Origin of the sequence: Megasphaera sp., assembly GCF_047831605.1 — a bacterium.
In the GTDB taxonomy this organism is placed as follows: Bacteria; Bacillota; Negativicutes; order Veillonellales; family Megasphaeraceae; genus Megasphaera; species Megasphaera intestinihominis.
This window is the reverse complement of record NZ_CP181255.1, coordinates 569,952-596,764: the sequence shown is the minus strand read 5'-3', so window position 1 is coordinate 596,764 and position 26,813 is coordinate 569,952. Positions and strand designations below refer to the sequence as shown.

The following is a 26,813-nucleotide window of genomic DNA, read 5'->3' as shown; positions in this document are numbered from 1 at the left end:
ATGGAAGAAACGATTATCAAAGCCGCCATCCTCGTATCCTTTATCTTTTGCGGCTATACCTTAAAACAGCTGCGCCTTTTCGGGCGCAGCACTTTTAATACCATTTCGACGATCGTCTTCAACATCACCCTGCCGTCGGTCATCGTCGTCAACCTCAATGGCATCCATTTCGACACGCGCTATCTGCTTATCAGTCTCCTGGCCATTATCTTCAACCTGGTCATGGTCGCCATGGGCTATGCCGCCGGCCGGACGAAGGACGAAAAAGCCTTTTACATGCTCAACATGAACGGCTACAACATCGGCAATTTCGCCCTGCCTTTCGTGTCCTACTTCTTCGACAGCGCCGCCGTCCTCATCGTCTGCATCTTCGATGCCGGCAACTCCCTCATGTGCCTCGGCGGGGCCTATGGCCTGGCCCGCTGTGTGCGCGGTGAGAAAGGGGAGAGCATCGTCATGATCCTGGCCAAGACGATTTTTTCGTCCATCCCGGTCTTATCGTATATCACCATGATCGCCTTGTCCCTGGCCGGTTTCTCCCTGCCCCAGGTCGTCATCGACTGGGCCAAGATCCCGGCGTCGGCCAATACTTTCTTGTCCATGCTCATGATCGGCGTCGCCCTGGGCTTGTCCTTGAAAAAGGAATACCTGCATCTCATCTATACCGATGTGGCCTGCGCCTGCTGGCATCCGTCGTTATAGCGGCCTTCGTCTATTTTGCCCTCGATTATCCCATGGCCATCAAGAAAGTCATCATGGTCCTGGTCTTTGCACCGGTCGCCGGCATGGCCTGCTACTACACGGCCAAGATGAAGCTCAAAATCGAAGTGGCTGCCTGCATCAGCTCATTTTATATCCTCTTGTCCATCGTCGTCATGTCGGCCATGATCATCGCCCTGCAGTCCGTATGAGCAGTCGGCCAGTAATTCTTCTTCCAGGTCGGCCGGAATCGTCGATGGGCTGCGCGTGATGTAGTAGCTGTCGACTTTTGGCGGCTCGAAATCGAGGAGGGGAATGGCCCGCAGGCGCTTTTCGGCCAGGTCCTCCTCGATGAGGCTCTTGGGCAGGAAGGTATAGCCGATGCCGTCGGCCACGTACTGGGGCAGCTTGGTGCTGTTGTCGATTTCCAGGGGGAAGCGGTGATGGCGTGGGAACAGGTCCTGGATGTAGAGGCCCACGCCCTGGAGGGCGAAATTGCAGAAGAGGTAGTCGATTTTCTGCAGGTCGTCCTTGGAAATACCGTTGGCATATTCCGTATTGGCTGCCTGGCAGACCAGGACCAGCGAGTCCGTCCGGTAGGGGCGGCAGATATAGCCGTCGCGGAACATGGCGCTGAAGGAAAAGATCGCGTCCAGCGTCCCGTCCTGGAGCTGGTGCATCATGGCCGTCGTATGGCCGATGGTGACGTGCAGGGACAGGTCCTTCTTCTCTTTGAGGAAGCTGCGGATGCGGCGCTGGAGGTGACATTCGTAAATGGTGTTGGTCGTGCCGATGCTGATTTTCTGGGCATACGTCGGTGACGACTGGATGTCCTGCAGGGCTGCCAGTTCCAGTGAGACGAAGCGCTGGGCATAGTCCAGGAATTTCTGGCCCGACGGTGTCAGGTCGACTTGCTTGTGGCTTCGGATGAATAAGGGCACGCCCAGTTCCATTTCCAGGTCGCGGATGCGGTTGGTGACCGTCGATTGTGCGACGAAGAGCTGTTGTGCCGTTTTGGTGAAGTTCTTGATTTGTGCCAGGGCGATGAACGTCCGGAGTGTCGTTGTGTCCATGGCCGGACCTCCTTCAGATAATTTGATTTAATTTGATTATCGAATGAAATAAATTAAAATAATCTATTTCACAAATTGTCTACTTGTATTATATAATAACCCATGTAGAGAAACAATGAATTCAATTACAAGAAACTGGAGCTGAAATAGGATGAACAAAAAAACTGTCCCCTTTAACGAAGAACAAATCCGTTCTATCATTGCCGAACACCCGACACCGTTCCATATCTACGACGAAAAAGCCATCGTCGATAATGTCCGTAAATTGATCAAAGCCTTTGACTGGGCTTATGACTTCAAAGAATATTTTGCCGTCAAGGCTACGCCGAACCCGTATATCATGCGCCTCTTGCAGAAAGAAGGCGTCGGTGCAGACTGCAGTTCCCTGGCAGAACTGGAACTGTGCGACAAAGTCGGCATCAAAGGCCATGACATCGTCTTCTCGTCCAATGACACGCCCTATGCTGAATTCAAGCGGGCCATGGAACTGGGCGCCCTGGTCAACCTCGACGATATTTCCATGATCGAATTCATGGAAGAACGCGGACCCCTGCCTGAATGGATTTGCGCCCGCTACAATCCGGGCCCGCTCCTCAAAGGCGGCAACGACATCATCGGCACGCCGGAAGAAGCCAAATACGGCATGACCCGCGAACAGATCATCGATGCCTTCCGCATCCTCAAGGATAAAGGCGTCAAACACTTCGGCCTGCACACCATGGTCGTCTCCAACGAACTCCACGTCAACGGCCTGATCAACACGGCCAAGATGATGTTTGAACTGGCTGTCGAAGTACAGAACATGCTGGGTATCAATATCGAATTCCTCGACTTCGGCGGCGGCATCGGCCTTCCTTACCGTCCGGAAGAATCGTTCATCGACTATGACGAACTCAGTGCGGGCATCAAGAAACACTTTGAAGAAATCATGGAACCGGCTGGCCTCGGCAAATGCCGCATCTCCTTTGAATGTGGCCGTGCCATCACCGGCCCTTACGGCTACCTGGTCACGACGGCTATCCATCACAAGCACATCTGGAAGGAATACATCGGCGTCGATGCCTGCATGGCCAACCTCATGCGTCCGGGCATGTACGGTTCGTACCATCACATCACGGTCATGGGCAAGGAAAATGCACCGAAAGACCACGTCTATGACGTCGCCGGTTCGCTCTGCGAAAACTGCGATAAATTCGCCATCGACCGCAGCCTGCCGGAAATCGACGACGGCGACATCCTGGTCATCCACGACACAGGCGCACACGGCCATTCCATGGGCTTCAACTACAACGGCAAGCTCCGTTCGGCTGAACTCCTGCTCCATGCTGATGGCAGCGTCACCCAGATCCGCCGGGCTGAAACACTAGACGACCTCTTCGCTACCCTTAATTTCTCTGATTTATAATCGAATATGAATGAAGGGCATCTCATGAATTAAAAATTTTCATGGGATACCCTTTTTTTATTGTAAAATTTTTTTGAATTTTAATCTCCTTTTAATCTTTACCCTATATACTGAACATACATCATCTCATCGTTCAAAGAGGAACAGAAAGGGGGAGCCGACCGTGATGAGCGCCTATGATATCCTGACGGGGATACAACTCTGCATGGCTATGGCCATGATCGCCTATGGCATTTACTTCCGGAAGAGCCGCATGTGCCGCCTGTGGTGGTTCGCAGGCCCCTGCGTCCTGGTTGCCATCTGGGCAGCGGCTGTATTATATTATTATACGGAATATCCTTTTTTGACGACCCTCTGTTTCCTCATGGCCTTTTTCCTGGGCCTGGGTCTGGGCCTGTGGTTCAAGAAGGGCCTGCCGGAACTGACCTATTGCCGCAAGCAGCACAGCCTTCGTTGTCCGCCCTTGCGGACGGCCCTGCCGGTGAATCTCTTTTTCTGCCTGATTTTCGCCTCGTTCCAGGCCGTGGCCTACCACATGCCCTTCATCACCCATTCGTGGCTGTTCAACGAGGTCCTGGGCTTTGCGCCGGGCATCGGCATGGGCTGGCTGTGGGGACGGGGATTGGCCATGCTGTTCGATATTCCCACGCGGGGACAGCAGGTCTATAAAGATATTTAGGAGGGACTTTGTTTATGGATAGTAGTGCACGGAGAGAAAAGATTCTTCAGATTCTTCAAGAATCGTCGTCGGCCGTCACCGGGACGGCCTTATCGAAAGCCTGCAACGTCAGCCGGCAGATCATCGTCGGCGACGTGGCTATTTTGCGCGCCCAGGGGATTGCCATCATCTCGACGCCCCGGGGCTATCAGCTGGTCACACCGGCCGCACCGGGCTGTACGCGGGTCTTCGTCTGCTGCCATGGCAGCGATTTGATGGAAGCAGAGCTCAATGCCATCGTCGATAATGGCGGCATCGTCCACAACGTCGTCATCGAACACGACGTCTATGGCAACCTGGAAGGGACCTTGAACCTTCATTCCCGCCGGGATATCCAGCAGTATATCAAGCGCATGCATGATTCCCATGCGGAAATGCTCAGTACCATCAGCGGCGGCATCCATACGCATCTCGTCGAAGCGGCGACGGAAGAAGAACTCGATGCCATCGGCCAGGCCCTGCGCGACGTCGGCGTCTTATATAAGGATTGACATTTCCCCTCTATATCGGTACAATAAGACCATGTAAATATAACTGTCATGACATATGTACAGATAGGAGGAACTGTTGTTATGGTATTAGAACGACTGGAAGCGCTGCCCCTGGGCCGTTTCCACTATAAACTGCTGCTGGTCACGGGCCTTGGCTGGCTCTTCGACTCGATGGATACAGGGCTCATCGCCTTTATCCTGCCTGTACTGGCCAAAGAATGGGGCCTGGCACCGGGGCAGATGGGCCTCATCGGCAGCATCGGCCTCATCGGCATGGCCCTGGGCGCCGTCGTGTCCGGCACCATCGCCGACCGCATAGGCCGCAAGAAGGTCTTCACCATTACGGTCTTATTGTACAGCATTGCTTCGGCCTTCTGCGCCTTGTCCTGGAATTATCAATCCCTGCTCGTCTTCCGCTTCCTCGTCGGCTTCGGCCTGGGTGGAGAACTGCCCGTAGCGGCGACGCTCGTTTCCGAATATGCGCCGTCCCGCGTACGGGGCCGCTTCATTGTCCTCTTGGAAAGTTTCTGGGGCCTCGGCTGGATTGCAGCAGCCTGCATCGCCTATTTCTTCATTCCCCTTTATGGCTGGCGCATGGCCTTCCTCATCGGCGCCCTGCCGGCACTCTATGTCTGCCTGATCCGCCTGCATATGCCCGAATCGGTCCGCTACCTGCTGGCTCATGGCCGCGTCGGCGAAGCCCGGCAGATCGTCGTCTCCCTGGAGCGGCAGCTGCACGTACCCGTAGCGCCCTTCGTCAGCGAAAAGGAAACCGTGCCGGTCGTCGCCAAGGCTTCGTTCCGGGAATTGTGGAAAAAGCCCTTTGCGTCGCGGACGATCATGCTCTGGCTGGTCTGGTTCGGCATCAACTTCAGCTACTACGGCATCTTCATGTGGCTGCCTTCGCTGGTCTTCCAGCAGGGCTTTACCGTCGTCAAGACCTTTGAATACGTCCTCATCATGACCCTGGCCCAGCTGCCGGGCTATTACTGCGCGGCCTGGCTCGTCGATAAGATCGGCCGCAAGTATACCCTGTCGACGTTCCTCTTGTTCAGCGGCGTCGCCAGCTACTTCTTCGGCCATGCGTCGACGGCAGCGACCCTCATGATGTGGGGCTCCGTCATGTCTTTCTTCAACCTCGGTGCCTGGGGCGTCCTCTATACGTATACGCCGGAACAGTATCCGACGGCTATCCGAGCCTTGGGAAGCGGCTGGGCTGCCGGCTTCGGCCGCTTTGGCGGCATGGCTGCGCCCATGATGGTCGGAGCCCTGTTGGCCCGGAACTTCGGTTTCGGCAGTGTCTTCTACATGTTCGCCTTGGTCTTCGTAGCCGTTGCCGTCATCGTCTTGAGCCTCGGCGTCGAAAGCAAGCAGAAGGACTTGGAAAGCATCAGCGAAGGACTGGTCAAAGCCAAGTAAGGTAATCTCGAAAAAAATGTAAAAAGCTGTCAAAATTTGCTTGACAGCTTTTTTTTTCAATGATAAAATACTTTATGTCGCATGAGTTCGGAAATGCTCGGAAATGAAGTTTTAAGTTTTATAGGATTTAAAATTTAGTTCTTGACAAAACGACATAATGTGATATACTAAACAAGCTGTTAGGGCGAAGGCCTTGGCACTTGAGGATGGGATTGAGCTTTGAAAAAGTTCAAAAAACATCCTTGACAAGCTCTTCTGAGTTTGTTAAAATAAGCAAGTCGCCGCGACAAGCGGTGATGGCGATGACCTTTGAAAACTGAACAATGAACTGAATGAACGCCAACGTGCGAGGTTCTATTGTATAGAACGTCAAACAATGAGTAATACCAATCAATAAACAAGAGCCAAACGCTCTTCCATATATCATGGAGAGTTTGATCCTGGCTCAGGACGAACGCTGGCGGCGTGCTTAACACATGCAAGTCGAACGAGAAGAGATGAGAAGCTTGCTTCTTATCGATTCGAGTGGCAAACGGGTGAGTAACGCGTAAGCAACCTGCCCTCTAGATGGGGACAACAGCTGGAAACGGCTGCTAATACCGAATACGTTCTTTCTGTCGCATGGCAGAAGGAAGAAAGGGAGGCTCTTCGGAGCTTTCGCTGGAGGAGGGGCTTGCGTCTGATTAGCTAGTTGGAGGGGTAACGGCCCACCAAGGCGACGATCAGTAGCCGGTCTGAGAGGATGAACGGCCACATTGGGACTGAGACACGGCCCAGACTCCTACGGGAGGCAGCAGTGGGGAATCTTCCGCAATGGACGAAAGTCTGACGGAGCAACGCCGCGTGAACGATGACGGCCTTCGGGTTGTAAAGTTCTGTTATACGGGACGAATGGTACGACGGCCAATACCCGTCGTAAGTGACGGTACCGTAAGAGAAAGCCACGGCTAACTACGTGCCAGCAGCCGCGGTAATACGTAGGTGGCAAGCGTTGTCCGGAATTATTGGGCGTAAAGGGCGCGCAGGCGGCGTCGTAAGTCGGTCTTAAAAGTGCGGGGCTTAACCCCGTGAGGGGACCGAAACTGCGATGCTAGAGTATCGGAGAGGAAAGCGGAATTCCTAGTGTAGCGGTGAAATGCGTAGATATTAGGAGGAACACCAGTGGCGAAAGCGGCTTTCTGGACGACAACTGACGCTGAGGCGCGAAAGCCAGGGGAGCAAACGGGATTAGATACCCCGGTAGTCCTGGCCGTAAACGATGGATACTAGGTGTAGGAGGTATCGACCCCTTCTGTGCCGGAGTTAACGCAATAAGTATCCCGCCTGGGGAGTACGGCCGCAAGGCTGAAACTCAAAGGAATTGACGGGGGCCCGCACAAGCGGTGGAGTATGTGGTTTAATTCGACGCAACGCGAAGAACCTTACCAAGCCTTGACATTGATTGCTAAGGGTAGAGATACCCTGTTCCTCTTCGGAGGACAAGAAAACAGGTGGTGCACGGCTGTCGTCAGCTCGTGTCGTGAGATGTTGGGTTAAGTCCCGCAACGAGCGCAACCCCTATCTTCTGTTACCAGCGGTTCGGCCGGGGACTCAGGAGAGACTGCCGCAGACAATGCGGAGGAAGGCGGGGATGACGTCAAGTCATCATGCCCCTTATGGCTTGGGCTACACACGTACTACAATGGCTCTTAATAGAGGGAAGCGAAGGAGCGATCCGGAGCAAACCCCAAAAACAGAGTCCCAGTTCGGATTGCAGGCTGCAACCCGCCTGCATGAAGCAGGAATCGCTAGTAATCGCAGGTCAGCATACTGCGGTGAATACGTTCCCGGGCCTTGTACACACCGCCCGTCACACCACGAAAGTCATTCACACCCGAAGCCGGTGAGGTAACCGCAAGGAGCCAGCCGTCGAAGGTGGGGGTGATGATTGGGGTGAAGTCGTAACAAGGTAGCCGTATCGGAAGGTGCGGCTGGATCACCTCCTTTCTAGGGAAAACCTAAGAAGTCGGCACGGAGGCAATTCATTCATTGTTCAGTTTTGAGAGGTCATCCTCTCAATCCCATACATGGGCCTATAGCTCAGCTGGTTAGAGCGCACGCCTGATAAGCGTGAGGTCGGTGGTTCGAGTCCACCTAGGCCCACCAGGGCAAACCGATATACCCGAAATACGCTGTAGAGTACGGACAATCGGCGAGCCATTCCAGATTGCATCGACACACCTCTTTCTATGAGAGGAAGCCATGCATCAGTGGGGGTGTAGCTCAGCTGGGAGAGCACCTGCCTTGCAAGCAGGGGGTCAGGAGTTCGATTCTCCTCATCTCCACCAAACTTTTTTATCATCGTACCTTGACAACTGCATAAAAATGTTAGAAAATACCTCTTTTTAAAAAGAGATCTTAACGAACCTTGAATTCTTGTTCATCATGACATCCCGTGTGGATGGCGTGATACATGAAAAAATAGTCAAGTAAGTAAGGGCGTACGGCGGATGCCTTGGCCATATCAGCCGAAGAAGGACGCGATAAGCTGCGATAAGCTGCGGTGAGGTGCAAGTAACCTTTGACCCGCAGATCTCCGAATGGGGAAACCCGGCAGCAGTAGTGCTGTCATCCTCTATGAGGAAGGGCACCCGGTGAACTGAAACATCTAAGTAGCCGGAGGAAAAGGAATCAACAGAGATACCCCTAGTAGCGGCGAGCGAACGGGGCAGAGCCCAAACCGGGATGGGAAACCAATCCGGGGTTGTGGACTGCTATCAAATGCATGAGTGAAGCAGAATGAGCTGGGAAGCTCAGCCAGAGAGAGTGAGAGCCTCGTAGGCGTAAGCGAATGCATGGAGCAGGATCCGGAGTACCACGGGACACGAGAAACCCTGTGGGAAGCTGGGGGGACCACCCTCCAAGGCGAAACACTGATATGGACCGATAGCGCATAGTACCGTGAGGGAAAGGTGAAAAGAACCCCGGGAGGGGAATGAAAGAGAACCTGAAACCGTATGTCTACAAGCAGTCGAAGCACTTTTTAGGTGCGACGGCGTGCCTATTGAAGAATGAACCGGCGAGTTACTTCAGCTAGCGAGGTTAAGCAGGAAATGCGGAGCCGCAGCGAAAGCGAGTCTGAACAGGGCGTATAGTTAGTTGGAGTAGACCCGAAACCACAGTGATCTACCCATGTCCAGGTTGAAGCACAGGTAAAAATGTGTGGAGGACCGAACCAGTGAGCGTTGAAAAGCTTTTGGATGAGATGTGGGTAGGGGTGAAATGCCAATCGAACGTGGAGATAGCTGGTTCTCCCCGAAATAGCTTTAGGGCTAGCCTCATGGCGAGAGTACAGGCGGTAGAGCACTGAACGGGGTAGGGGCCTATCCGGCTACTGAACCTAATCAAACTGCGAATGGCTGTACTTATCCATGGGAGTCAGACTGTGAGTAATAAGGCCCATAGTCAAGAGGGAAACAGCCCAGACCAACAGCTAAGGTCCCCAATGCCGTACTAAGTGGCGAAGGATGTGGAATTTCGAAAACAACCAGGATGTTGGCTCAGAAGCAGCCACCATTAAAAGAGTGCGTAATAGCTCACTGGTCGAGAGACTCTGCGCCGAAGATGTCCGGGGCTAAAGTACGGAACCGAAGCTTTGGCAATTAACATAAGTTAATTGGGTAGGGGAGCGTTCCTGCATGGGAGAAGCCTGACCGGAAGGACAGGTGGACAGGCAGGAAGAGAGAATGCCGGTATGAGTAGCGAAAAGAAGGGTGAGAATCCCTTCCACCGAAAGCCTAAGGGTTCCTGGGCAACGATCGTCGTCCCAGGGTAAGTCGGGACCTAATCCGAGGCGGAGACGCGTAGGAGATGGACAACAGGTTGAAATTCCTGTACTGGCTGAGGCCGTTTGAGCGAAGGAGTGACACAGGAAGGAAGGCGCGCGTGCGAATGGAAGAGCACGTCCAAGCAGGTAGGTCGGGAGACAGGCAAATCCGTTTCCCGTAAGGCCGAGATGCGATGGGGAGCTTCTGGAGACAGAAGCGAAGGGGCTGGCACTAAACTGTCGAGAAAAGCTTCTAGTGAGGACTCAGGCACCCGTACCGAAACCGACACAGGTAGGCAGGATGAGAATTCTAAGGTGCGCGGGAAAACCCTCGTTAAGGAACTCGGCAAAATATATCCGTAACTTCGGGAAAAGGATAACCCAGCGTACGTGAAGTGCAGAAACGCATGGAGCGGAGATGGGTGGCAGAAGAGAGGCCCAAGCGACTGTTTACCACAAACACAGGCGTCTGCTAAAGCGAAAGCTGATGTATAGATGCTGACACCTGCCCGGTGCTGGAAGGTTAAGAGGAAGTGTTAGCGCAAGCGAAGCAGTGAATTGAAGCCCCAGTAAACGGCGGCCGTAACTATAACGGTCCTAAGGTAGCGAAATTCCTTGTCGGGTAAGTTCCGACCCGCACGAAAGGTGTAACGATTTGGGCACTGTCTCAACGAGGGACCCGGTGAAATTGAAGTACCTGTGAAGATGCAGGTTACCCGCGACTGGACAGAAAGACCCCATGGAGCTTTACTGTAACCTGAGATTGGATTCCGGTAAGAGATGTACAGGATAGTTGGGAGGCAGAGAAGTGAGTACGCCAGTATTCACGGAGCCGCTGGTGGGATACCAACCTTGTTTTATTGGAATTCTAACGAGAAGCGTAACGAGCTTGCGGACAGTCTCAGGCGGGCAGTTTGACTGGGGCGGTCGCCTCCGAAAGAGTAACGGAGGCGCCCAAAGGTTCCCTCAGCGCGGACGGAAACCGCGCGAAGAGTGCAAAGGCAGAAGGGAGCTTGACTGCGAGACGGACAGGTCGAGCAGGGACGAAAGTCGGGCTTAGTGATCCGGTGGTAGAGAGTGGAATTGCCATCGCTCAACGGATAAAAGCTACCCTGGGGATAACAGGCTTATCTCTCCCAAGAGTCCATATCGACGGGGAGGTTTGGCACCTCGATGTCGGCTCATCACATCCTGGGGCTGAAGTAGGTCCCAAGGGTTGGGCTGTTCGCCCATTAAAGTGGTACGCGAGCTGGGTTCAGAACGTCGTGAGACAGTTCGGTCCCTATCCATCGCGGGCGTAAGAAACTTGAAAGGGGCTGCTCCTAGTACGAGAGGACCGGAGTGGACCGACCAATGGTGTACCAGTCATGGCGCCAGCCGTGCAGCTGGGTAGCTACGTCGGGGACGGATAAACGCTGAAAGCATCTAAGCGTGAAACCAGCCTAGAGATGAGGTTTCTCGTTACATTAGTAAGTAAGGTCCCACAAAGACGATGTGGTTGATAGGCCGGGAGTGGAAGTACAGCGATGTACGGAGCGGACCGGTACTAATAGACCGAGGACTTGACTTAAGCAGAGAGCCATGTTTGAAGGAGCCGAAAGGCGACGCACAAACATGTGCGAATCGCTTACTCCGAATCTCAGGAGGCTGTGAATTTGGAAACAGATACACAGAGAGAACGACGATTCGGAGACGAGCGGAAAGATTCTTGATAGTTCGTTGGATGTATGAAACATTTTTATGCAGTTGTCAGGATACGATAAGCAGAGAACCAGTTTTGAAGGAGTCGGAGACGACACGCAAAACTGTGTGAATCGCTTATGTCGGACTTGTCCGACGCCTGAATAACATAATTCAGTGGCGATAGCTGCGGGGATCCACCTGTTCCCATGCCGAACACAGCAGTTAAGCCCGCAAACGCCGAAAGTACTTGGGGGGAGGCCCCCTGGGAGGATAGGAAGCCGCTGATTTTTGTAGGGGCATAGCTCAACTGGTAGAGTAGTGGTCTCCAAAACCATTGGTTGAGGGTTCGATTCCTTCTGCCCCTGCCAGAAAAAACGGAATGAAGGTCCGCCTTCATTCCCACATGACTCGGTAGCTCAGCTGGATAGAGTGACTGACTACGAATCAGTAGGTCTAGGGTTCGAATCCCTACCGGGTCACCATAGGAAAAAGCTCACGCATTTTGCGTGAGCTTTTTTATAGTTTGTAGTACGGAGTTTGTAGAAGGTGGCTTTAAATTTAAAAACCTTCACTACAAACTACAAACTGTAAACTTAAAATCCCAAAAGAGGCTGTCGCACGAAGACAGCCTCTTTTGCCTACTTTAGGCCCGGCCCTATCCATGCTATAATAGAGACATCGCAAATTGTGAAAAGGAAGTGTAAGCTATGACAGTACAGCTCGAAGAATTATTGAAAGCCTTTGAACTGAATAATCCCTATCTCAAGTTCTATTTAAATAAAAATGACGGCCATATGGCCTTGGTCACGGAAATCCCCGGTGACGACAAGGCGGAAAATGAAGTCACAGCCAATCCCGATGCGTATATCAAGCTGCCGACCCAGGCCGACCTGGATCTGCCGGAAATGATCAAGGGCTTCGTCCCCATGATGAAAGACCCGAAGCAGCGGGCGGCTTTTCAGCAGTCCATCGAAGCGGGCAAGACCGTTTCCCAGCTGGAACGGGAATTGAAGGACATGGGCCTGGTCCAGTTCTGGTATACCTTCCAGCGCATGGAATTCCGCAAGATCGCTAAGAAGTGGTGTGAAGACAACCACATTGATTATGAAGAATAGGGGAGCTCGGAGATGACGAAGATTTCAGATATCGGTGAATTCGGATTCATCGATGCTATTAAAGATCATACCCTCTTCCATCCGGAAAACGTCGCCGTCGGCATCGGCGATGACGGTGCTGTCTACACGACGACGCCGGGCTGGCAGCAGGTAGCTGTCATCGACACGATGGTCCAGAACAGTCATTTCATCATCGGTCAGACGGCGACCTGGCATGACGTCGGCTTCAAGGCCGTAGCCTCGAACCTCAGCGACATCGCCGCCATGGGGGCCGTGCCGACCCATATCGTCCTGTCGACAGCCCTGGCACCGCAGATGGACGTCGATGACGTCATTGACATGTACCGCGGCATCAAGGATATTTGCCGCACGTATGAAGTCAATATCCTCGGCGGCGATACGGTCATGTCCAAAGAAGGCGTCGTCATCACTGTCGCTGCCTTTGGCGAAATCGAAGCCGGAAAGGCCCTGCTGCGCAGCGGAGCCCAGGCCGGCGACGTCATCGCCGTATCCCATACGATCGGCGATTCGGCAGGCGGCCTCGACGTCCTCCTGGCCGGACAGGACGGATATGAACATTTGAAGAAAGCCCACCAGTATCCGGAACCGCAGATTTCCCTGGGACGCTTACTGGTACAGCATCATTGCCACAGCCTGAACGACATCAGCGACGGCCTGGCTAGTGAATCCAATGAAATTGCCAAGGCCAGCGGCGTCGAACTGGTCATCGACCGGGACCAGGTTCCGACGAGCGCTGAGCTGAAAGCCTGGGCTGCGGCATCGGGCAAGGATATTTGGAAATTCGTCTTTAACGGCGGCGAAGACTATGAACTGGTCTTTACCATGGCGCCGGACGATTTCCAGGCTTTGCAGGCCGTCTATCCGGCTGTGACGCCTATCGGGACAGTCCGCCAGGGGCCGGGCCGGGTCCTGCTCCGCCACGATGGGGGCGAACAGGTCCTGCCGCCGACGGGCTGGACCCATTTTTAGGAGGAGGATATCATGAGCTTTGATGTAGCAACTCATTCAGAAGCGGACACCATCGCTTTGGGCAAAGCCCTGGGGCCGGTCCTCAGCGACGGCGATGTCCTGGCCCTGCGCGGCGACCTCGGCGCCGGCAAGACCCATTTCGTCCAGGGCATCGCCCAGGGCATGGGCATTGACGACGTCGTCGTCAGTCCGACCTTTACCATCCTGAATTATTATGAAAATACCATTCCTCTCCAGCATTTCGACTTTTATCGCTTGGAAGAGGAATATGAATTAGACGATCTGGGATTCGACGACTATCTCGAAAGCGGCGTGACCGTCATCGAATGGTCGGAAAAATTCCCGGACCGCCTGCCTGACGATGCGGCTGTCGTCACCATCGAAAAGACGAGTCCCACGGACCGCCTGTTCCATTTTGACTTCCACGGCAGCCGTTGGCAAGCTGTAGAAAATGAGGTAAAAAAATATGCTCTTAGCCATTGAAACATCGAGCCTCGTATCGAGTGTCGCCTTGCTCCATGACGACACGCTGCGGGCTGAACTCACCATCCAGGCACGGCTGACCCATTCGGAACAGCTCATGCCCCATATTGCCGACATGCTCGACAAGGCGTCGGTCAAGAAAAGCCAGATCGACGGCGTCGCCGTTGCCGTCGGCCCCGGTTCCTTTACGGGCCTGCGCATCGGCCTGGCCACGGCCAAAGGCCTGTCCTTTGCCTGGAACGTGCCTATCGTCGGCGTCACGACGCCGGTCAGCCTGGCCTGGAACTTCGTCGGCGTCTCTGACCGCATCTGCACCCTCATCGACGCCCAGAAAGGCAATGTCTATGCCGGTGTCTATCGCTGGGACCGGACGACGCTGACGACGGAAAAAGAAATCTACATCGCGCCGCGGACGGAAGTCCTGGATACCCTGGAAAGGGAAGGCCAGCCCGTCGTCTTCTGCGGTGACGGCTCCCTCAAAGGGCGCCGGGATATCGAAGGCCGGAGCCCCTTGTTCCGCATGGCGCCGCCGACGATGGTCATTCCCCGTGCCGGCAGCGTCGCCCTGGCAGCCAATGTCCGTTTTGCCGCCGGTGACTACGATGACTGCATGACCCTGACGCCGTCGTACCTGCGCCGCAGCGAAGCCGAAGTGCTCTGGGAAAAACGCCACGGCGGTGTCCCATGTCAGTAACGGTCCGTCAGGCCTGTCGGGAGGACCTGCCGGATATCATCGCCATCGAAGAGGCGTCCTTTTCCGTGCCCTGGTCCCATCAGTCCCTGGCAGCGGAACTGGACAATCCCGTAGCCCGTTATTATGTCCTGGAAAAGGAAGACGGGAGCGTCGCCGGTTATGCCGACGTCTGGCTCATCGCCGATGAAGGCCAGCTGGCCAACATCGCCATCCATCCGTCAGCACGGGGCCTGGGCTATGGCGAGATTCTCCTGCGAACGGCCATGGAAGCCCTCTTCCGGGAAGGCTGCACGAGTTTCTTCCTGGAAGTCCGCCAATCCAACGCGCCGGCCCAGGGACTGTACCGCAAGCTGGGCTATGAAGCCCTTGCTGTCCGCAAGGACTATTATTCCCAGCCTGTGGAAGATGCGTGCATCATGCATTGTCAAAAAGAGAAGTATCAATGGCTCGGCCATTCACTATAGAAAAAAGGATGAAATCTATGTATACCTTAGCTTTAGAAACGAGTTGTGACGAAACGTCGGCTGCTGTCCTCAAAGATGGCCGCCACATCTGCTCCAACATCATATCGACACAGGTGCCGATCCACCGGAAATTCGGCGGCGTCGTACCGGAAATCGCGTCGCGCCAGCACATCGAATACGTCATGCCCATCATCAAGGAAGCCCTTGATACGGCTGGCGTCACCTTGGCAGATATCGACCATATCGGCGTCACTTACGGTCCCGGCCTGGTCGGGGCCCTGCTGGTCGGCGTCGCAGCGGCCAAGGCTATCAGCTTTGCTGCCGATAAGCCCCTGGTCGGCGTCAACCACATGGAAGGCCATATCTTTGCCAACTTCCTCAGCCATCCCGATTTGGAACCGCCGTTCCTGGCCCTCGTCGTATCCGGCGGCCATACCCAGCTGGTCCAGATCAATGGCTATAATTCGTTCAGACTCATGGGCCAGACCCGCGACGATGCCGCCGGCGAAGCTTTCGACAAGATCGCCCGCGTCATGGGCTATCCCTATCCGGGCGGTCCGCAGATCGACAAACTGGCCAAAGAAGGCGATCCCGACGCCATCGCCTTTCCCAAGGCCCTCCATGAAAAGCACAATTTCGAGTTCAGCTTCAGCGGCCTCAAATCGGCAGTCCTCAACTACCTGCACACACAGGAACAGCGGGGCCAGTCCTATAATGCCGCCGACGTGGCGGCCAGCTTCCAGAAGACCGTCGTCGAAACGCTCGTCGAAAAGACCATGGATGCCGCGGCCTACTGCGGAGCCAGGAAAATCGCCGTCGCCGGCGGCGTCTCGGCCAACAGCGGCCTGGCTGCGGCCATGAGTGCGGCCTGTGCCGACAAGGGCTATGCCTTCTACCGGCCGGAACCGATACTCTGCACCGACAACGGCGCCATGATCGGCTGCCGGGCATATTATATGGCCCTGGACGGCCGCTTTGCCGACTTGACCCTCAACGCCAAGCCGGCCCTGCCGATTACATCGGACTAATCCTGAGAAGAGATGGGGGAATCTTCTATGGCTACACTCGAAGCGGTCTGCCGGACAAGGAGCACCTTGTCGCCCGTGCAGATCCATATTTTACAGAACAGTGAAGAACTCTTGCAGTTCGCCAGCGACTTGTCGCACCGGGAACTCTTCGTCTATGTGCCCGGGCGGGAAGCGGGGACGCTGGTCCTGGCCGCGCACCGGACGCCGCTCCTGCAGAAGGGGAGGCAGACGGAAACGACTGATCCTGGCGCTGCCTTTTCCCGTTATGAAGAACCGCTTAATTATCAGGTCTTTCAGGCGGGAACGGCCATGAGCGGTGAGAAAGAAATCGAATACGGCCGCATGGCGCCCATCGTGGCTTATCCCTTCGTCGATAACGGCGGCGGGACGATTGCCGTCATTTCCTTTGTCGGCACAGTCGAAGACAATCGGGAGATTTTGACGGAAACAGCCTTCTTATCTTTGCAGGTGCCCATGGATTTCCATTCCATGTACCGGCCCCTGTCCATCCAGGATGGCGTCGTCCTGGTTAACTGCAACGGCGTCGTCATCTATGCCGACGATATGGCCGACAGCATCCTGCACATGTGCGGCCAGCGCGGGGCCATTACGGGTACCAATATCTATAATACCCGCCTCGACCTGACCGGTGCCAAGAAAGCCCTGTCCCAGGCCGAGGGATTGGCCGATGACGTGACCTTAGGCGATGCTGTCGTTTCCCGCCGGGTCATCCCTATTCTGCAGCGCGGCAAAGTGCGCCGGGTCATTTCCATCCTGACTGAGCGGACGGAACTGCATCGCAAGGAAGAAGAACTCATGGTCAAGACGTCGGTCATCAAGGAAATCCACCACCGCGTCAAGAACAACCTGCAGACCATTGCCAGCCTCCTGCGCATGCAGATGCGGCGCACGACGAGCGACGAAGCGCGGGATGTCCTCAACGAGAGCCTGAACCGGATCCTCAGCATTTCCCTGGTCCACGAGACGTTGTCCCATCACGATGAAGAGAACATCGACATTTCCGACGTCGCCCAGAAACTGCTGGGCCTCCTGGCGCACAGCCTGGTCAGCAAGGATTGCCACGTGGAGACGAAGTTTTCCGGCGACACCCTGCCCATGCCGTCTGATGCGGCGACATCCCTGGCTCTGGTCCTGAACGAACTCATCACCAATGCCATCATCCACGGCTTTGAAGGCCGACGGGAAGGCCTCCTGGCCGTCACCATCCGCCGCGACGGGCCGGACGGGGTCATCATCGTCTGTGATGACGGCGTCGGCATGTCCCACGCACCCGTCGATACGGGGCGCAAACATCTGGGCATGGCCATCGTGCGCACGCTCATTGAAAAAGATCTGCAGGGGACGATTGATTTCGATGACGGCGTGCCTGAAGGGACCGTCGTCACCATCCGTTTTCCGTTACCAGAGAGGGGAGAATAACCAATGGGATATCGCGTTGTAATAGGGGATGACGAATCGATCATCCGTATGGATTTATGTGAAATGCTGGAAGATGCCGGCCACACCGTCGTCGGAGAAGCCGCTGATGGCGTCGAGGCCCTCGATTTAGTGCGCAAAGAAAAGCCGGACATCGTCCTCCTGGACATCAAGATGCCCCGCCTGGACGGCATCCACGCGGCCCGCATGATCGGCCACGAAGGGCTGGCACCGGTCCTGCTGCTCACGGCGTACAGTCAGCAGGATATCGTCGACAAGGCCAAGGACTCCGGCGTCCTGGGCTACCTGGTCAAACCGGTCAGTCCGGTCAACCTCTTCCCGGCCATCGAAATCGCCATTTCCCAGTTCCGCCACCAGCGCGAAGTGGCACAGCAGCTCGATGACATGAACGAACGCATCGAGACGCGCAAAGCCGTCGACCGGGCCAAGGGCTGCCTCATGGACCTTTATCATATACCGGAACACGAAGCCTACCGACGGCTGCAGCAGTACAGCATGAAGAACCGGAAATCCTTGAAAGCCGTGTCCGAGGCGGTCATTGCCAGTGCGGAAAAGATAAAAAGTCAAAAAAAAATAAAACGTTTGATGAAAAAGTCAGGGTGAAAGCCTTGACTTTTTTACCTTTAATGGCTAATATATATATTGTAAGTTAGCACTCGGAAGTATGGAGTGCTAATAAAGAGTAGCAACTTACTTTTAAGGAGGAATGTAAAATGTTAAAACCGTTAGGAGATCGCGTAGTTATCCGTGTATTGGAACAGGAAGAAAAAACTGCAAGCGGTATTTTTTTACCGGACACTGCTAAAGAAAAACCGAGCCAGGGTGAAGTCGTAGCCGTAGGTCCGGGCAAACTGCAGGACGACGGTAAACGCGTTGCTTTGGATGTCAAAGTAGGCGACAAGATTATTTTCTCCAAATATGCCGGCACAGAAGTCAAGTTCGAAGGCACTAAATATTTGATCGTCAGCGAACGCGACATCTTGGCTATCATCTAATAAATCATTTCGAATCAAACTAAAAAATACTTAACTTTCACATAGGAGTGTGTTCAACATGGCTAAACAGATTTTGTTCAATGAAGATGCACGCCGCGCTCTCGGCAAAGGCGTAGACGCTTTGGCAAATGCCGTAAAAGTTACCTTAGGGCCTAAAGGCCGCAACGTCGTTCTCGACAAGAAATTCGGCGCTCCGACCATCACCAACGATGGTGTCACCATTGCCCGCGATATCGAATTGGAAGATCCCTTTGAAAACATGGGCGCTCAGCTCGTCAAAGAAGTCGCAACCAAGACCAACGACGTCGCTGGTGACGGCACGACGACAGCTACTATCCTGGCCCAGGCCATGATTCAGGAAGGCATGCGCAACGTCGCAGCCGGCGCTAACCCGATGATCCTCAAACGCGGTATCGAAAAAGCCGTCGCTAAACTCGTCGAAGAAATCAAGAAACGTTCCATCGCCGTATCCGACAAGGCTTCCATCGCTCAGGTCGCTTCCATTTCGGCAGGTGACGAAGAAGTCGGCGGCCTCATCGCTGACGCTATGGAAAAAGTCGGCAAAGATGGTGTCATCACTGTCGAAGAATCGAAGACCATGGGCACACAGCTCTCTGTCGTCGAAGGCATGCAGTTCGACCGCGGCTACATTTCCCCATACATGGTAACGGACCCGGATAAAATGGAAGCCGTCATGAGCGAACCGTACATCCTCATTACGGACCGCAAGATCGCTTCTATCCAGGAAATGCTCCCGGTCCTGGAAAAAGTCGTCCAGGCTGGTAAAGAACTCCTCATCATCGCTGAAGATGTCGAAGGCGAAGCATTGGCTACCTTGGTCGTCAACAAACTCCGTGGCACCTTCAAAGCCGTCGCTGTCAAAGCTCCGGGCTTCGGCGACCGCCGCAAAGCAATGCTCCAGGATATCGCAACCCTCACGGGTGCTACGGTCATCACGGAAGATGTCGGCCGTAAACTCGACAGCGTTACCATGGAAGACCTCGGCACTGCCCGTCAGGTCCGCGTAACCAAAGGTGAAACGACTATCGTCGAAGGCCACGGCGATCCCCAGGCCATCAAAGACCGTGTCGCTCAGATCAAAGCTCAGATTGCGGAAACGACGTCTGATTTCGATAAAGAAAAATTGCAGGAACGTTTGGCTAAGATGTCCGGCGGCGTAGCTGTCATCGAAGTCGGCGCTGCTACGGAAGTCGAATTGAAAGATAAGAAATATCGTCTCGAAGATGCCCTCAACGCTACGCGTGCAGCTGTTGAAGAAGGTATTGTAGCCGGCGGCGGCACGACCCTCATCGACATCCTCCCGGCTCTCGACGAATTCGATGAAGACGGCGACGTACAGACCGGTATCAACCTGGTTAAACGCGCTATTGAAGCTCCGCTCCGCCAGATCGCTGAAAACGCTGGCCTCGAAGGCTCGGTCATCGTCGCTAAAGTCAAAGCTTCCGAAGACGGCGTAGGCTTCAACGCCCTCAAAGAAGAATACGTTGACATGGTCAAAGCAGGTATCGTCGACCCGGCTAAAGTAACCCGTACAGCTCTCCAGAACGCAGCTTCCATCGCAGCCCTCGTCCTCACGACGGAAACCCTGGTCACTGACAAACCGGAACCGGCTCCGGCAGCCCCGGCTGGCATGGGCGGCGGTATGCCCGGCATGATGTAAGATTAGGTTGTAGTGTGTAGTTTGCAGAGACGGCCTTTAAATTTAAAGCCATCTGCTAACCACTAACAACTTAAAAAGGCTTGTCGTATAACGACAAGCCTTTTTTTTGCCCTCTTGACTTTTTCCCGGGGACAGCGTACGATGGAATCGTTCTAAATCTATGCAAAGGAAGAATGAATCATGTTTCGCGCTATTCCTCTGAAATATGTATTGCCCCTCCTGGGCCTGACTGTGTCGGCGTTCATCTTCAATACGTCGGAATTCATGCCTATCGGCCTGCTCATGGACATTTCTCAGTCCTTCGCGATGACCGAGTCCCAGACGGGCATTATGATCACTGTCTACGCCTGGGTCGTGGCCCTGCTGTCCCTGCCGCTCATGCTCCTCGTCTGCCAGATGGAGATGCGGCGCCTCCTGCTGGGGACGATGGGGCTCTTTGTCCTGGGACAGCTGGCATCGGGGCTGGCCCTGAATTTTCCCATGCTCATGGCAGCCCGCATCGGCGTCGCCTGCGCCCATTCTATTTTCTGGTCCATTGCGGCCCCGATGGCGACGCGCCTGGTCACGCGGACTCATCGGCCCCTGGCCTTGAGCATGATCGTCACTGGCTCGGCTGTCGCCATGATCTTCGGCCTGCCCCTGGGACGGGTCATCGGCCTCTATGCCGGCTGGCGCATGACTTTTCTGGTCATTACGGTAACGGCCTTAGCCGTGCTCATCTATTTGGCCTTTGTCTTTCCCAAGCTGGCCAGCGACGCCTCTTTTTCCCGCGACGAATTGCCCAAGCTGCTCAAGAATCCCGTCGTCATCAGCGTCTATATCCTGTCCGTCCTGTTCGCGACGGCCTATTTTACAGCGTACAGCTATATCGAGCCCTTTCTCAAGACCGTTGCTGCCTTTAGCGACCAGGGCATCACGTCGACGCTCATGCTCCTTGGCGTCAGCGGCCTCCTGGGGAGTTTCGTCTTTTCCCGGTTTTACAATCATTTCCGCTATGGCGTCATCCGGGCTGGTCTGTTGGGCCTGGTCATCCCGTTCCTCCTGTGGCAGGCCGCTGCGGGCAGGGCAGGGACGATGGTCGCCGCCTGCCTGGTCGTCGGCTGTGCGTCGACGCTGTTCAACGTCACCTTCCAGGCCGAACTCATCCGCCACGTCCCGATGGGGGCAGCCCCGGTGGCCATGTCCATCTTTTCAGGCATCTTCAACGTCGGTATCGGCGGCGGGACCTGGATTGGCGGGCAGGTCACGGCCCATGGCCTGCTACCGTATATCGGCTATGCCGGCGCAGCCATCGGCTTAGTCGCTGCCGTGTATTGCTTTACGGCCTATTTCCATTTCCTGGGCAGGGCCGGAGAAAGTCATCAAAAAAATTCGTAAAAAAGACTTGCATTTTTCTATCTCTTCAAGTATAATATTAATTGTTCCGATTCGGAACGAGCTTGAAGTGATATTCCTCAATAGCTCAGTTGGTAGAGCAATCGGCTGTTAACCGATTTGTCGTAGGTTCGAGTCCTACTTGAGGAGCCATGGCCCCTTGGTCAAGCGGTCTAAGACATCGCCCTTTCACGGCGAGAACATGGGTTCAAATCCCGTAGGGGTCACCATATAAAAAAGGCTTGTCGTACGACGACAAGCCTTTTTTAGTTGTTAGTGGCTAGTTGTTAGGGGTTAGCGGATGGCTTTAAATTTAAAGGTCTTCTCTGCAAACCATAAATTCTGTACTACAAACTCTGAAGCAAAGGGACTTCGCATGATGGCATAAGCCTTCGTGTGACAGTCCCTTTTATAGTTCGTAGTTAGTAAAGCGCTTGCGAGCTACTAATGGCTGACTGCTAACGGCTGACTGCTGATTACGAGTCACGAAGAAACTGCCATAAAGGAAGCTTCTTCCTTTCGCATCGTTCGATGCCAGCTTATGCAAAATAAGCAATGATGATTTCTGGTTCAGTAAACATGAGTCTCTTTATAATGGACAAACACGTGGATACTCTATTGACAATGGACAGACAAAGGCGTATAGTAAAGGCATAAGCAAACCGTATTTATTCTAACTAACGAAGGAGGGACGCTGCTATTTAGCAGCACATACGCTATTTAGCAGCACATACCATGAGTGAAGAAAAAGTAACCTTACAAATGATCAAAGATGCCCAGGAACGCTTGAAGGGCGTCGCCCAGAAGACAGGCTTGTCGTACAGCAATTCCGTCAGCGATCTGGCTGGCTGCGAAGTCTATTTGAAGTTGGAAAACCTCCAGCGGACAGGCTCCTTTAAACTGCGCGGTGCCTATAACAAAGTCGCATCCCTGACACCGGAAGAACGGGAAAAAGGCGTCATCGCCGCTTCGGCCGGCAACCATGCCCAGGGCGTCGCCCTGGCAGCCAGCGAATACGGCTGCCAGTCCGTCATCTGCATGCCGAAACACGCTCCCTTGAGCAAGATTACGGCAACCCGCGGCTACGGTGCCAACGTCGTCCTCTACGGGGACTTCTTCGACGAAGCCGCTGCCAAAGCCGTTGAATTGACGACGGAACACGGCTACACCTTCGTCCATCCCTTCAATGACCCGGAAGTCATCGCCGGCCAGGGGACGATTGCCCTGGAAATCATCGAACAGCTGCCTGAAGTCGATGCCATCGTTGCACCGATTGGCGGCGGCGGCCTCATTTCCGGCCTGGCCGTAGCAGCCAAGAGCGTCAACCCGAAGATTAAAGTCATCGGCGTCCAGACGGAAAACATGCCGTCCATGAAGGAATCCGTCGAAAAGGGGCAGGTCATCACCTACAACGGCAAGGCTACCCTGGCCGATGGCATCGCCGTCAAGACACCGGGCGACCTGACTTTTGATATCTGCAAGAAATACGTCGATGAAATCGTTACTGTCGATGAATCGGAAATCGCCAGCGCCATCCTGCTCCTCCTCGAACGGGGCAAGACCGTTGCCGAAGGGGCCGGTGCCGTACCGGTAGCAGCCCTCATGAGCGGCAAGATTTCCGGCATCCGCAACAAGAAAGTCGCAGCCCTCGTCAGCGGCGGCAACATCGACGTCAATAATATGACCCGCGTCATCAACCAGGGCCTGATCAAGTCCCAGCGCAAGATTTTCTTCCAGACCGTTATCCCCGACGTACCGGGCGAACTGGTCAAGCTCCTGACCCTCATTGCCGGCACCAATGCCAACGTCCTTTCCATCACCCATGAACGCAGCCAGCACGGCATCGACATGGGCATGACCGCCGTTTCACTGGAACTGGAAACGGCTAACGAAAAGCACGTTGAAAAATTGATGACCATGCTCAAAGACCATCATTATTTTGTTACCTTGAAGTAGTGGAGGCCTAATCATGGAACAGCAGAAAATGGAACGCGGCCTGAAGCCGCGTCACGTAGAGATGATCGCTCTTGGGGGGACGATTGGTGTCGGCTTGTTCATGGGGTCGGCCAACACCATTCAGATGGCGGGACCGTCGGTATTGCTCTGTTATGCCGTAACGGGCGTCGTCATGTTTTTCATCATGCGCATCATGGGGGAAATGCTTTATCAGGAACCGGTTACGGGCTCCTTTGCCACGTATGGTCATAAGTACATCAGTCCTTTCGTCGGCTACCTCACTGCCTGCTCCTATTGGTTCTTGTGGGTCGTCGTCGGCCTGTCGGAAATCACAGCCGTCGGCATCTATGTCCACTACTGGTTCCCATTGCTGCCGCAATGGATATCGGCCCTGGCCGGCATGGCCATCGTCGCTGCGGCGAATATGGCGGCCGTTAAATATTACGGCGAATTTGAATTCTGGTTCGCCCTGATCAAAGTCGTCACCATCATCGTCATGCTCATCGTCGGTGCGGCGGTCATCCTCTTTGGCTTCGGCAACGGCGGCGTCCCCGTCGGCATCAGCAACCTCTGGGTCAACGGCGGCTTCATGCCTAACGGCTGGGGCGGTATGCTGGCGGCCATGTGCGTCGTCGCCGCGTCCTTCCAGGGCGTCGAACTCATCGGCATCACGGCCGGCGAAGCCCAGGAACCGAAACATACTTTGAAGAAGGCCGTCAACAATATCGTCTGGCGTATCCTCATCTTCTACATCGGCTCGATTTTCATCATCCTCTGTATCTATCCCTGGAATGAAGTCAGCTATATCGGCAGTCCCTTCGTCATGACCTTTGCCAAAGTCGGCATCTCGGCAGCGGCAGGCATCATCAACTTCGTCGTCCTCACGGCGGCCCTGTCCGGCTGCAACAGCGGCATGTACAGCTCAGGCCGTATGCTCTATACGCTGGCCCAGAACGGCCAGGCGCCGAAGATTTTCGCCAAATTGTCACCGACCGGCGTGCCGCGCAACAGTATTGCCGTCACCATCGTTGTCCTGGCTATCGGCGTCATCCTCAACTATCTCATTCCGGACTCCAAATTGTTCCTCTATTTATACAGTGCCTCCGTTTTTCCGGGCATGGTCGCCTGGTTCGTCCTGGCCTATGCCCAGAAAAATTTCCGCAAGGCCTGGGGACCGGAAGTCATGGCGAAACATCCTTTCAAATCGCCGCTCTATCCTTATTCCAATTACTTCTGCATCATCTTCCTGATTCTCGTCACTATCGGCATGATCTACAATCCTGATACGCGCATGTCCATCTTCTCGTCGTGGGTCTACATCGCCGCCGTCATCATCGCCTGGTTCGCCTGTGGCCTGAACAAGAAACAGTACGATAAAGAAGGGCACCTCATCGAAGGGGCTGGAGGAGATGCGGCGACGGTCGCCAAAACTGAATCGGAATCGTGATTATCTGTCGCAGGTCTATGGCTTTCCCGGGGCCTGCGATGTATAATACAGTTAGATTAAAATTAAGGAGATGCATCTATCATGGCAGTTAATGTTATCAGCACGACCAAAGCTCCGGGCGCAGTAGGCCCGTATTCCCAGGCTATCAAAGCCGGTGATTTCCTCTTCGCATCCGGTCAGATTGCCATCAACCCGGAAAAAGGCAAGATCGTTTCCGGCGGTGTCGTCGAACAGGCTGAACAGTGCATGAAGAACGTCGGCGCTATCCTCGAAGAAGCCGGTCTCTCTTACGATGATGTCGTCAAGACGACGGTTTACCTGACGGACATCAACTTCTTCGGCGCCGTCAACGAAGTCTATGGCAAATACTTCCAGAAGAACCTGCCGGCCCGTTCGTGCGTCGAAATCAGCCGCCTCCCGAAAGACGTCTTCGTAGAAGTCGAAGTCATCGCCTATTGCGGGAAATAAGCTGGATTTATAGTGGCTCGTGATTCGTGGCTCGTTGTTCGTAGGGCGGCCCGCTGTGCCTTAAATTTAAAACCATCCGCTAACCACTAACAACTAAAAGGGACTGTCGCATGAAGGCTTCTGCTATCATGCAAAATCCTTTAGACTTAAAATTTTTTCGTTCGTAGTTCATCATTCATCGTGATAGGTTGATATTTTTCATCCCGTACGACAAACGATGAACGACCTACGACCAACGTAAAAAAGCGCTGTCTTCATGCGACAGCGCTTTTTTTACCTCCCAAGCAGGAAATCGGGGGTCTCATGTCTAATACTTATAATATAAGGAAAAGGAGTGATAACTATGTCTAAACGTACGGCATCGGATATTATGGAAAAGAATTTCGTTACGGCAACGCCGGAAACGTCGGTCTTCGATTTGGTCAACATGTTCGTCAAGAACCACATTACGGCCATTCCCATCATCAATGAAAAAGATGAGCTCGCCGGCATCGTCACCGATGCGGATTTGCTCTACAAGAAGGTCAAACCTCATGTCCCTCACTATGTCAATCTTTTGGGAGCCAGCATTTATTATAACGGCATCAGCGAATACGACAAGGGATTCAAGAAACTCATGGCCTGCACGGCGAAAGATATGATGACCAAAGACGTCATCATTGCCGCACCGGATGCGGAAGTCGAACAGATCGCCGGCGTCATGGTGGCCGAACATCTGAAGGTCATTCCTATTGTTAAAGAAAAGCACATCGTCGGCATCGTCACCCGCGGCAACATCCTCGATGAATTGTACCGTGAATACGGCGACGACTAGGGGAAAGGGGGAATAGACAATGGCTGAAAACATCAATAAAGGTCCGGGACCGGGCGAAGACAAGGAAGCGGAACGCCCTGTCGTCCGCGTCAAAGATGTCATGGAAAAGGTTTTCGTCTCGGTGACACCGGATATTCCCATCCGCGACGTCTTCCGCATCTTCATCAAGCATCGCCTGCTGGCTGTGCCCGTCGTCGATGAAGAAGACCACCTCATCGGCCTCATTTCCAGCGCCGACCTCATGTACCGCAGTTCGAAGCCACACATTCCGCGCCTGCCCTTCATCGGCACCAAAATTTATACCAGCCGCGTCGGCAAATACGCCAAGGAATTCAAGAACCTCCTGGATCAGCCCTGCGAAAAATTGATGACCAAGAACGTCATGATCGCGACGCCCAAGGCCGATGTCGAACAGGTCGCAGCCGTCATGATCCTGGAACACTTGAAGGTTCTTCCTGTCGTGGACAACAAGCGCGTCGTCGGCATGATCACCCGGGCCTGCATCCTCAAAGATTTGTACCGGGAATGGAAGTATTAGACCTTTGTGACTAGT

General features: G+C 54.2%; 23 protein-coding genes, 6 tRNA genes and 3 rRNA genes. 31 read left to right on the top strand and 1 reads right to left on the bottom strand.

Translation table 11 applies throughout. The annotated features are described in order from the left end of the window. Together ACFWUB_RS02945 and ACFWUB_RS02940 are read left to right on the top strand one after the other, a co-directional pair. Window positions 1-702, top strand: a complete 702-nt coding sequence (locus ACFWUB_RS02945; RefSeq protein ID WP_416184198.1) for an AEC family transporter — start codon at window positions 1-3, stop codon at window positions 700-702. Between the two features lie 32 nt (window positions 703-734). Then, window positions 735-911: a hypothetical protein gene (locus tag ACFWUB_RS02940; RefSeq protein WP_416184197.1), complete on the top strand. Its 177-nt coding sequence runs from the start codon at window positions 735-737 to the stop codon at window positions 909-911. On the opposite strand, the gene ACFWUB_RS02935 is transcribed toward ACFWUB_RS02940, so the two are convergent. Further along, entirely contained in the window at window positions 846-1,772 is a 927-nt protein-coding gene (locus ACFWUB_RS02935; RefSeq protein ID WP_020311123.1) for a LysR family transcriptional regulator, read from the bottom strand. The genes ACFWUB_RS02940 and ACFWUB_RS02935 overlap by 66 nt on opposite strands. Window positions 1,773-1,923: 151 nt before the next feature. Here ACFWUB_RS02935 and ACFWUB_RS02930 point away from each other — a divergent pair, with 151 nt between their 5' ends. The 29 genes from ACFWUB_RS02930 to ACFWUB_RS02790 all read left to right on the top strand — a co-directional run bounded on the left by ACFWUB_RS02930 (window position 1,924) and on the right by ACFWUB_RS02790 (window position 26,798). Beyond that, window positions 1,924-3,177 (top strand): diaminopimelate decarboxylase family protein, encoded by a 1,254-nt coding sequence (locus ACFWUB_RS02930; protein ID WP_416184196.1) that lies wholly within the window; start codon window positions 1,924-1,926, stop codon window positions 3,175-3,177. Window positions 3,178-3,343: 166 nt separating this feature from the next. After that, window positions 3,344-3,856 carry a hypothetical protein gene (locus ACFWUB_RS02925; protein ID WP_020723844.1) on the top strand — a complete coding sequence of 171 codons (513 nt, stop codon included), beginning with the start codon at window positions 3,344-3,346 and terminating at the stop codon, window positions 3,854-3,856. A gap of 14 nt (window positions 3,857-3,870) precedes the next feature. Continuing rightward, window positions 3,871-4,386, top strand: a complete 516-nt coding sequence (locus ACFWUB_RS02920) for a transcription repressor NadR (protein WP_020311126.1) — start codon at window positions 3,871-3,873, stop codon at window positions 4,384-4,386. A gap of 81 nt (window positions 4,387-4,467) precedes the next feature. Then, entirely contained in the window at window positions 4,468-5,805 is a 1,338-nt protein-coding gene (locus ACFWUB_RS02915) for an MFS transporter (RefSeq protein WP_292108275.1), read from the top strand. Between the two features lie 422 nt (window positions 5,806-6,227). Then, a 16S ribosomal RNA gene (locus tag ACFWUB_RS02910) occupies window positions 6,228-7,791 on the top strand. A gap of 82 nt (window positions 7,792-7,873) precedes the next feature. Then, window positions 7,874-7,950: transfer RNA gene (locus tag ACFWUB_RS02905), tRNA-Ile, on the top strand. 106 nt (window positions 7,951-8,056) lie between these two features. Next, window positions 8,057-8,132: transfer RNA gene (locus ACFWUB_RS02900), tRNA-Ala, on the top strand. Between the two features lie 135 nt (window positions 8,133-8,267). Then, window positions 8,268-11,180: ribosomal RNA gene (locus ACFWUB_RS02895) — 23S ribosomal RNA — on the top strand. Between the two features lie 283 nt (window positions 11,181-11,463). After that, window positions 11,464-11,580: ribosomal RNA gene (rrf, locus tag ACFWUB_RS02890) — 5S ribosomal RNA — on the top strand. The 16S, 23S and 5S rRNA genes sit together here with 4 tRNA genes alongside, the layout of an rRNA operon. 5 nt (window positions 11,581-11,585) lie before the next feature. Next, a tRNA-Trp gene (locus ACFWUB_RS02885) sits at window positions 11,586-11,661 on the top strand. 37 nt (window positions 11,662-11,698) lie between these two features. Next, window positions 11,699-11,775, top strand: a tRNA-Arg gene (locus tag ACFWUB_RS02880). 225 nt (window positions 11,776-12,000) lie between these two features. Beyond that, complete coding sequence (locus ACFWUB_RS02875; RefSeq protein ID WP_020310833.1) at window positions 12,001-12,408, top strand: UPF0158 family protein; 408 nt, start codon at window positions 12,001-12,003, stop codon at window positions 12,406-12,408. A gap of 12 nt (window positions 12,409-12,420) precedes the next feature. After that, the gene (gene thiL, locus ACFWUB_RS02870) at window positions 12,421-13,398 is read left to right on the top strand and encodes a thiamine-phosphate kinase (protein ID WP_292282393.1); all 978 of its coding nucleotides are present in this window, start codon (window positions 12,421-12,423) and stop codon (window positions 13,396-13,398) included. 12 nt (window positions 13,399-13,410) lie between these two features. Beyond that, on the top strand, window positions 13,411-13,881 hold the full coding sequence (gene tsaE / locus ACFWUB_RS02865; RefSeq protein WP_292261801.1) for a tRNA (adenosine(37)-N6)-threonylcarbamoyltransferase complex ATPase subunit type 1 TsaE: 471 nt from the start codon (window positions 13,411-13,413) through the stop codon (window positions 13,879-13,881). After that, the gene (tsaB, locus tag ACFWUB_RS02860) at window positions 13,865-14,575 is read left to right on the top strand and encodes a tRNA (adenosine(37)-N6)-threonylcarbamoyltransferase complex dimerization subunit type 1 TsaB (RefSeq protein ID WP_416184195.1); all 711 of its coding nucleotides are present in this window, start codon (window positions 13,865-13,867) and stop codon (window positions 14,573-14,575) included. Before tsaE ends, tsaB begins: the two co-directional genes overlap by 17 nt. Then, the gene (rimI, locus tag ACFWUB_RS02855; RefSeq protein WP_292261799.1) at window positions 14,566-15,039 is read left to right on the top strand and encodes a ribosomal protein S18-alanine N-acetyltransferase; all 474 of its coding nucleotides are present in this window, start codon (window positions 14,566-14,568) and stop codon (window positions 15,037-15,039) included. Before tsaB ends, rimI begins: the two co-directional genes overlap by 10 nt. A 17-nt stretch (window positions 15,040-15,056) precedes the next feature. Continuing rightward, complete coding sequence (tsaD, locus tag ACFWUB_RS02850) at window positions 15,057-16,067, top strand: tRNA (adenosine(37)-N6)-threonylcarbamoyltransferase complex transferase subunit TsaD (RefSeq protein ID WP_020310828.1); 1,011 nt, start codon at window positions 15,057-15,059, stop codon at window positions 16,065-16,067. 27 nt (window positions 16,068-16,094) lie between these two features. Beyond that, entirely contained in the window at window positions 16,095-17,507 is a 1,413-nt protein-coding gene (locus ACFWUB_RS02845; RefSeq protein WP_292299176.1) for a histidine kinase N-terminal domain-containing protein, read from the top strand. A 3-nt stretch (window positions 17,508-17,510) separates the two neighbouring features. Further along, entirely contained in the window at window positions 17,511-18,128 is a 618-nt protein-coding gene (locus ACFWUB_RS02840; protein ID WP_416184194.1) for an ANTAR domain-containing response regulator, read from the top strand. A 110-nt stretch (window positions 18,129-18,238) separates the two neighbouring features. Beyond that, window positions 18,239-18,520 carry a co-chaperone GroES gene (gene groES, locus ACFWUB_RS02835; protein ID WP_020723787.1) on the top strand — a complete coding sequence of 94 codons (282 nt, stop codon included), beginning with the start codon at window positions 18,239-18,241 and terminating at the stop codon, window positions 18,518-18,520. 58 nt (window positions 18,521-18,578) lie between these two features. Continuing rightward, window positions 18,579-20,201, top strand: a complete 1,623-nt coding sequence (gene groL, locus ACFWUB_RS02830; protein WP_302681303.1) for a chaperonin GroEL — start codon at window positions 18,579-18,581, stop codon at window positions 20,199-20,201. A 180-nt stretch (window positions 20,202-20,381) separates the two neighbouring features. Then, entirely contained in the window at window positions 20,382-21,578 is a 1,197-nt protein-coding gene (locus ACFWUB_RS02825; protein WP_020309909.1) for an MFS transporter, read from the top strand. 74 nt (window positions 21,579-21,652) lie between these two features. Continuing rightward, window positions 21,653-21,728: transfer RNA gene (locus tag ACFWUB_RS02820), tRNA-Asn, on the top strand. A 1-nt stretch (window position 21,729) separates the two neighbouring features. Continuing rightward, a tRNA-Glu gene (locus tag ACFWUB_RS02815) sits at window positions 21,730-21,805 on the top strand. A 505-nt stretch (window positions 21,806-22,310) separates the two neighbouring features. Next, window positions 22,311-23,531 carry a threonine ammonia-lyase gene (gene ilvA / locus ACFWUB_RS02810; RefSeq protein ID WP_292299174.1) on the top strand — a complete coding sequence of 407 codons (1,221 nt, stop codon included), beginning with the start codon at window positions 22,311-22,313 and terminating at the stop codon, window positions 23,529-23,531. Window positions 23,532-23,544: 13 nt separating this feature from the next. Then, window positions 23,545-24,978 carry an amino acid permease gene (locus ACFWUB_RS02805; RefSeq protein WP_416184193.1) on the top strand — a complete coding sequence of 478 codons (1,434 nt, stop codon included), beginning with the start codon at window positions 23,545-23,547 and terminating at the stop codon, window positions 24,976-24,978. Window positions 24,979-25,059: 81 nt separating this feature from the next. After that, on the top strand, window positions 25,060-25,446 hold the full coding sequence (locus ACFWUB_RS02800) for a RidA family protein (RefSeq protein ID WP_020309912.1): 387 nt from the start codon (window positions 25,060-25,062) through the stop codon (window positions 25,444-25,446). Window positions 25,447-25,789: 343 nt separating this feature from the next. Further along, entirely contained in the window at window positions 25,790-26,260 is a 471-nt protein-coding gene (locus ACFWUB_RS02795) for a CBS domain-containing protein (protein WP_292262568.1), read from the top strand. A gap of 19 nt (window positions 26,261-26,279) precedes the next feature. Continuing rightward, entirely contained in the window at window positions 26,280-26,798 is a 519-nt protein-coding gene (locus tag ACFWUB_RS02790; protein ID WP_020309914.1) for a CBS domain-containing protein, read from the top strand. Window positions 26,799-26,813 lie beyond the last annotated feature (15 nt).

Excerpts from the sequence above, each read along its gene's own strand:
- ACFWUB_RS02945 (WP_416184198.1), top strand. The coding sequence starts at position 1 with ATGGAAGAAACGATTATCAAAGCCGCCATCCTCGTATCCTTTATCTTT.
- ACFWUB_RS02940 (WP_416184197.1), top strand. The coding sequence starts at position 735 with ATGGCCATCAAGAAAGTCATCATGGTCCTGGTCTTTGCACCGGTCGCC.
- ACFWUB_RS02935 (WP_020311123.1), bottom strand. The coding sequence starts at position 1,772 with ATGGACACAACGACACTCCGGACGTTCATCGCCCTGGCACAAATCAAG.
- ACFWUB_RS02930 (WP_416184196.1), top strand. The coding sequence starts at position 1,924 with ATGAACAAAAAAACTGTCCCCTTTAACGAAGAACAAATCCGTTCTATC.
- ACFWUB_RS02925 (WP_020723844.1), top strand. The coding sequence starts at position 3,344 with ATGAGCGCCTATGATATCCTGACGGGGATACAACTCTGCATGGCTATG.
- ACFWUB_RS02920 (WP_020311126.1), top strand. The coding sequence starts at position 3,871 with ATGGATAGTAGTGCACGGAGAGAAAAGATTCTTCAGATTCTTCAAGAA.
- ACFWUB_RS02915 (WP_292108275.1), top strand. The coding sequence starts at position 4,468 with ATGGTATTAGAACGACTGGAAGCGCTGCCCCTGGGCCGTTTCCACTAT.
- ACFWUB_RS02875 (WP_020310833.1), top strand. The coding sequence starts at position 12,001 with ATGACAGTACAGCTCGAAGAATTATTGAAAGCCTTTGAACTGAATAAT.
- thiL (WP_292282393.1), top strand. The coding sequence starts at position 12,421 with ATGACGAAGATTTCAGATATCGGTGAATTCGGATTCATCGATGCTATT.
- tsaE (WP_292261801.1), top strand. The coding sequence starts at position 13,411 with ATGAGCTTTGATGTAGCAACTCATTCAGAAGCGGACACCATCGCTTTG.
- tsaB (WP_416184195.1), top strand. The coding sequence starts at position 13,865 with ATGCTCTTAGCCATTGAAACATCGAGCCTCGTATCGAGTGTCGCCTTG.
- rimI (WP_292261799.1), top strand. The coding sequence starts at position 14,566 with ATGTCAGTAACGGTCCGTCAGGCCTGTCGGGAGGACCTGCCGGATATC.
- tsaD (WP_020310828.1), top strand. The coding sequence starts at position 15,057 with ATGTATACCTTAGCTTTAGAAACGAGTTGTGACGAAACGTCGGCTGCT.
- ACFWUB_RS02845 (WP_292299176.1), top strand. The coding sequence starts at position 16,095 with ATGGCTACACTCGAAGCGGTCTGCCGGACAAGGAGCACCTTGTCGCCC.
- ACFWUB_RS02840 (WP_416184194.1), top strand. The coding sequence starts at position 17,511 with ATGGGATATCGCGTTGTAATAGGGGATGACGAATCGATCATCCGTATG.
- groES (WP_020723787.1), top strand. The coding sequence starts at position 18,239 with ATGTTAAAACCGTTAGGAGATCGCGTAGTTATCCGTGTATTGGAACAG.
- groL (WP_302681303.1), top strand. The coding sequence starts at position 18,579 with ATGGCTAAACAGATTTTGTTCAATGAAGATGCACGCCGCGCTCTCGGC.
- ACFWUB_RS02825 (WP_020309909.1), top strand. The coding sequence starts at position 20,382 with ATGTTTCGCGCTATTCCTCTGAAATATGTATTGCCCCTCCTGGGCCTG.
- ilvA (WP_292299174.1), top strand. The coding sequence starts at position 22,311 with ATGAGTGAAGAAAAAGTAACCTTACAAATGATCAAAGATGCCCAGGAA.
- ACFWUB_RS02805 (WP_416184193.1), top strand. The coding sequence starts at position 23,545 with ATGGAACAGCAGAAAATGGAACGCGGCCTGAAGCCGCGTCACGTAGAG.
- ACFWUB_RS02800 (WP_020309912.1), top strand. The coding sequence starts at position 25,060 with ATGGCAGTTAATGTTATCAGCACGACCAAAGCTCCGGGCGCAGTAGGC.
- ACFWUB_RS02795 (WP_292262568.1), top strand. The coding sequence starts at position 25,790 with ATGTCTAAACGTACGGCATCGGATATTATGGAAAAGAATTTCGTTACG.
- ACFWUB_RS02790 (WP_020309914.1), top strand. The coding sequence starts at position 26,280 with ATGGCTGAAAACATCAATAAAGGTCCGGGACCGGGCGAAGACAAGGAA.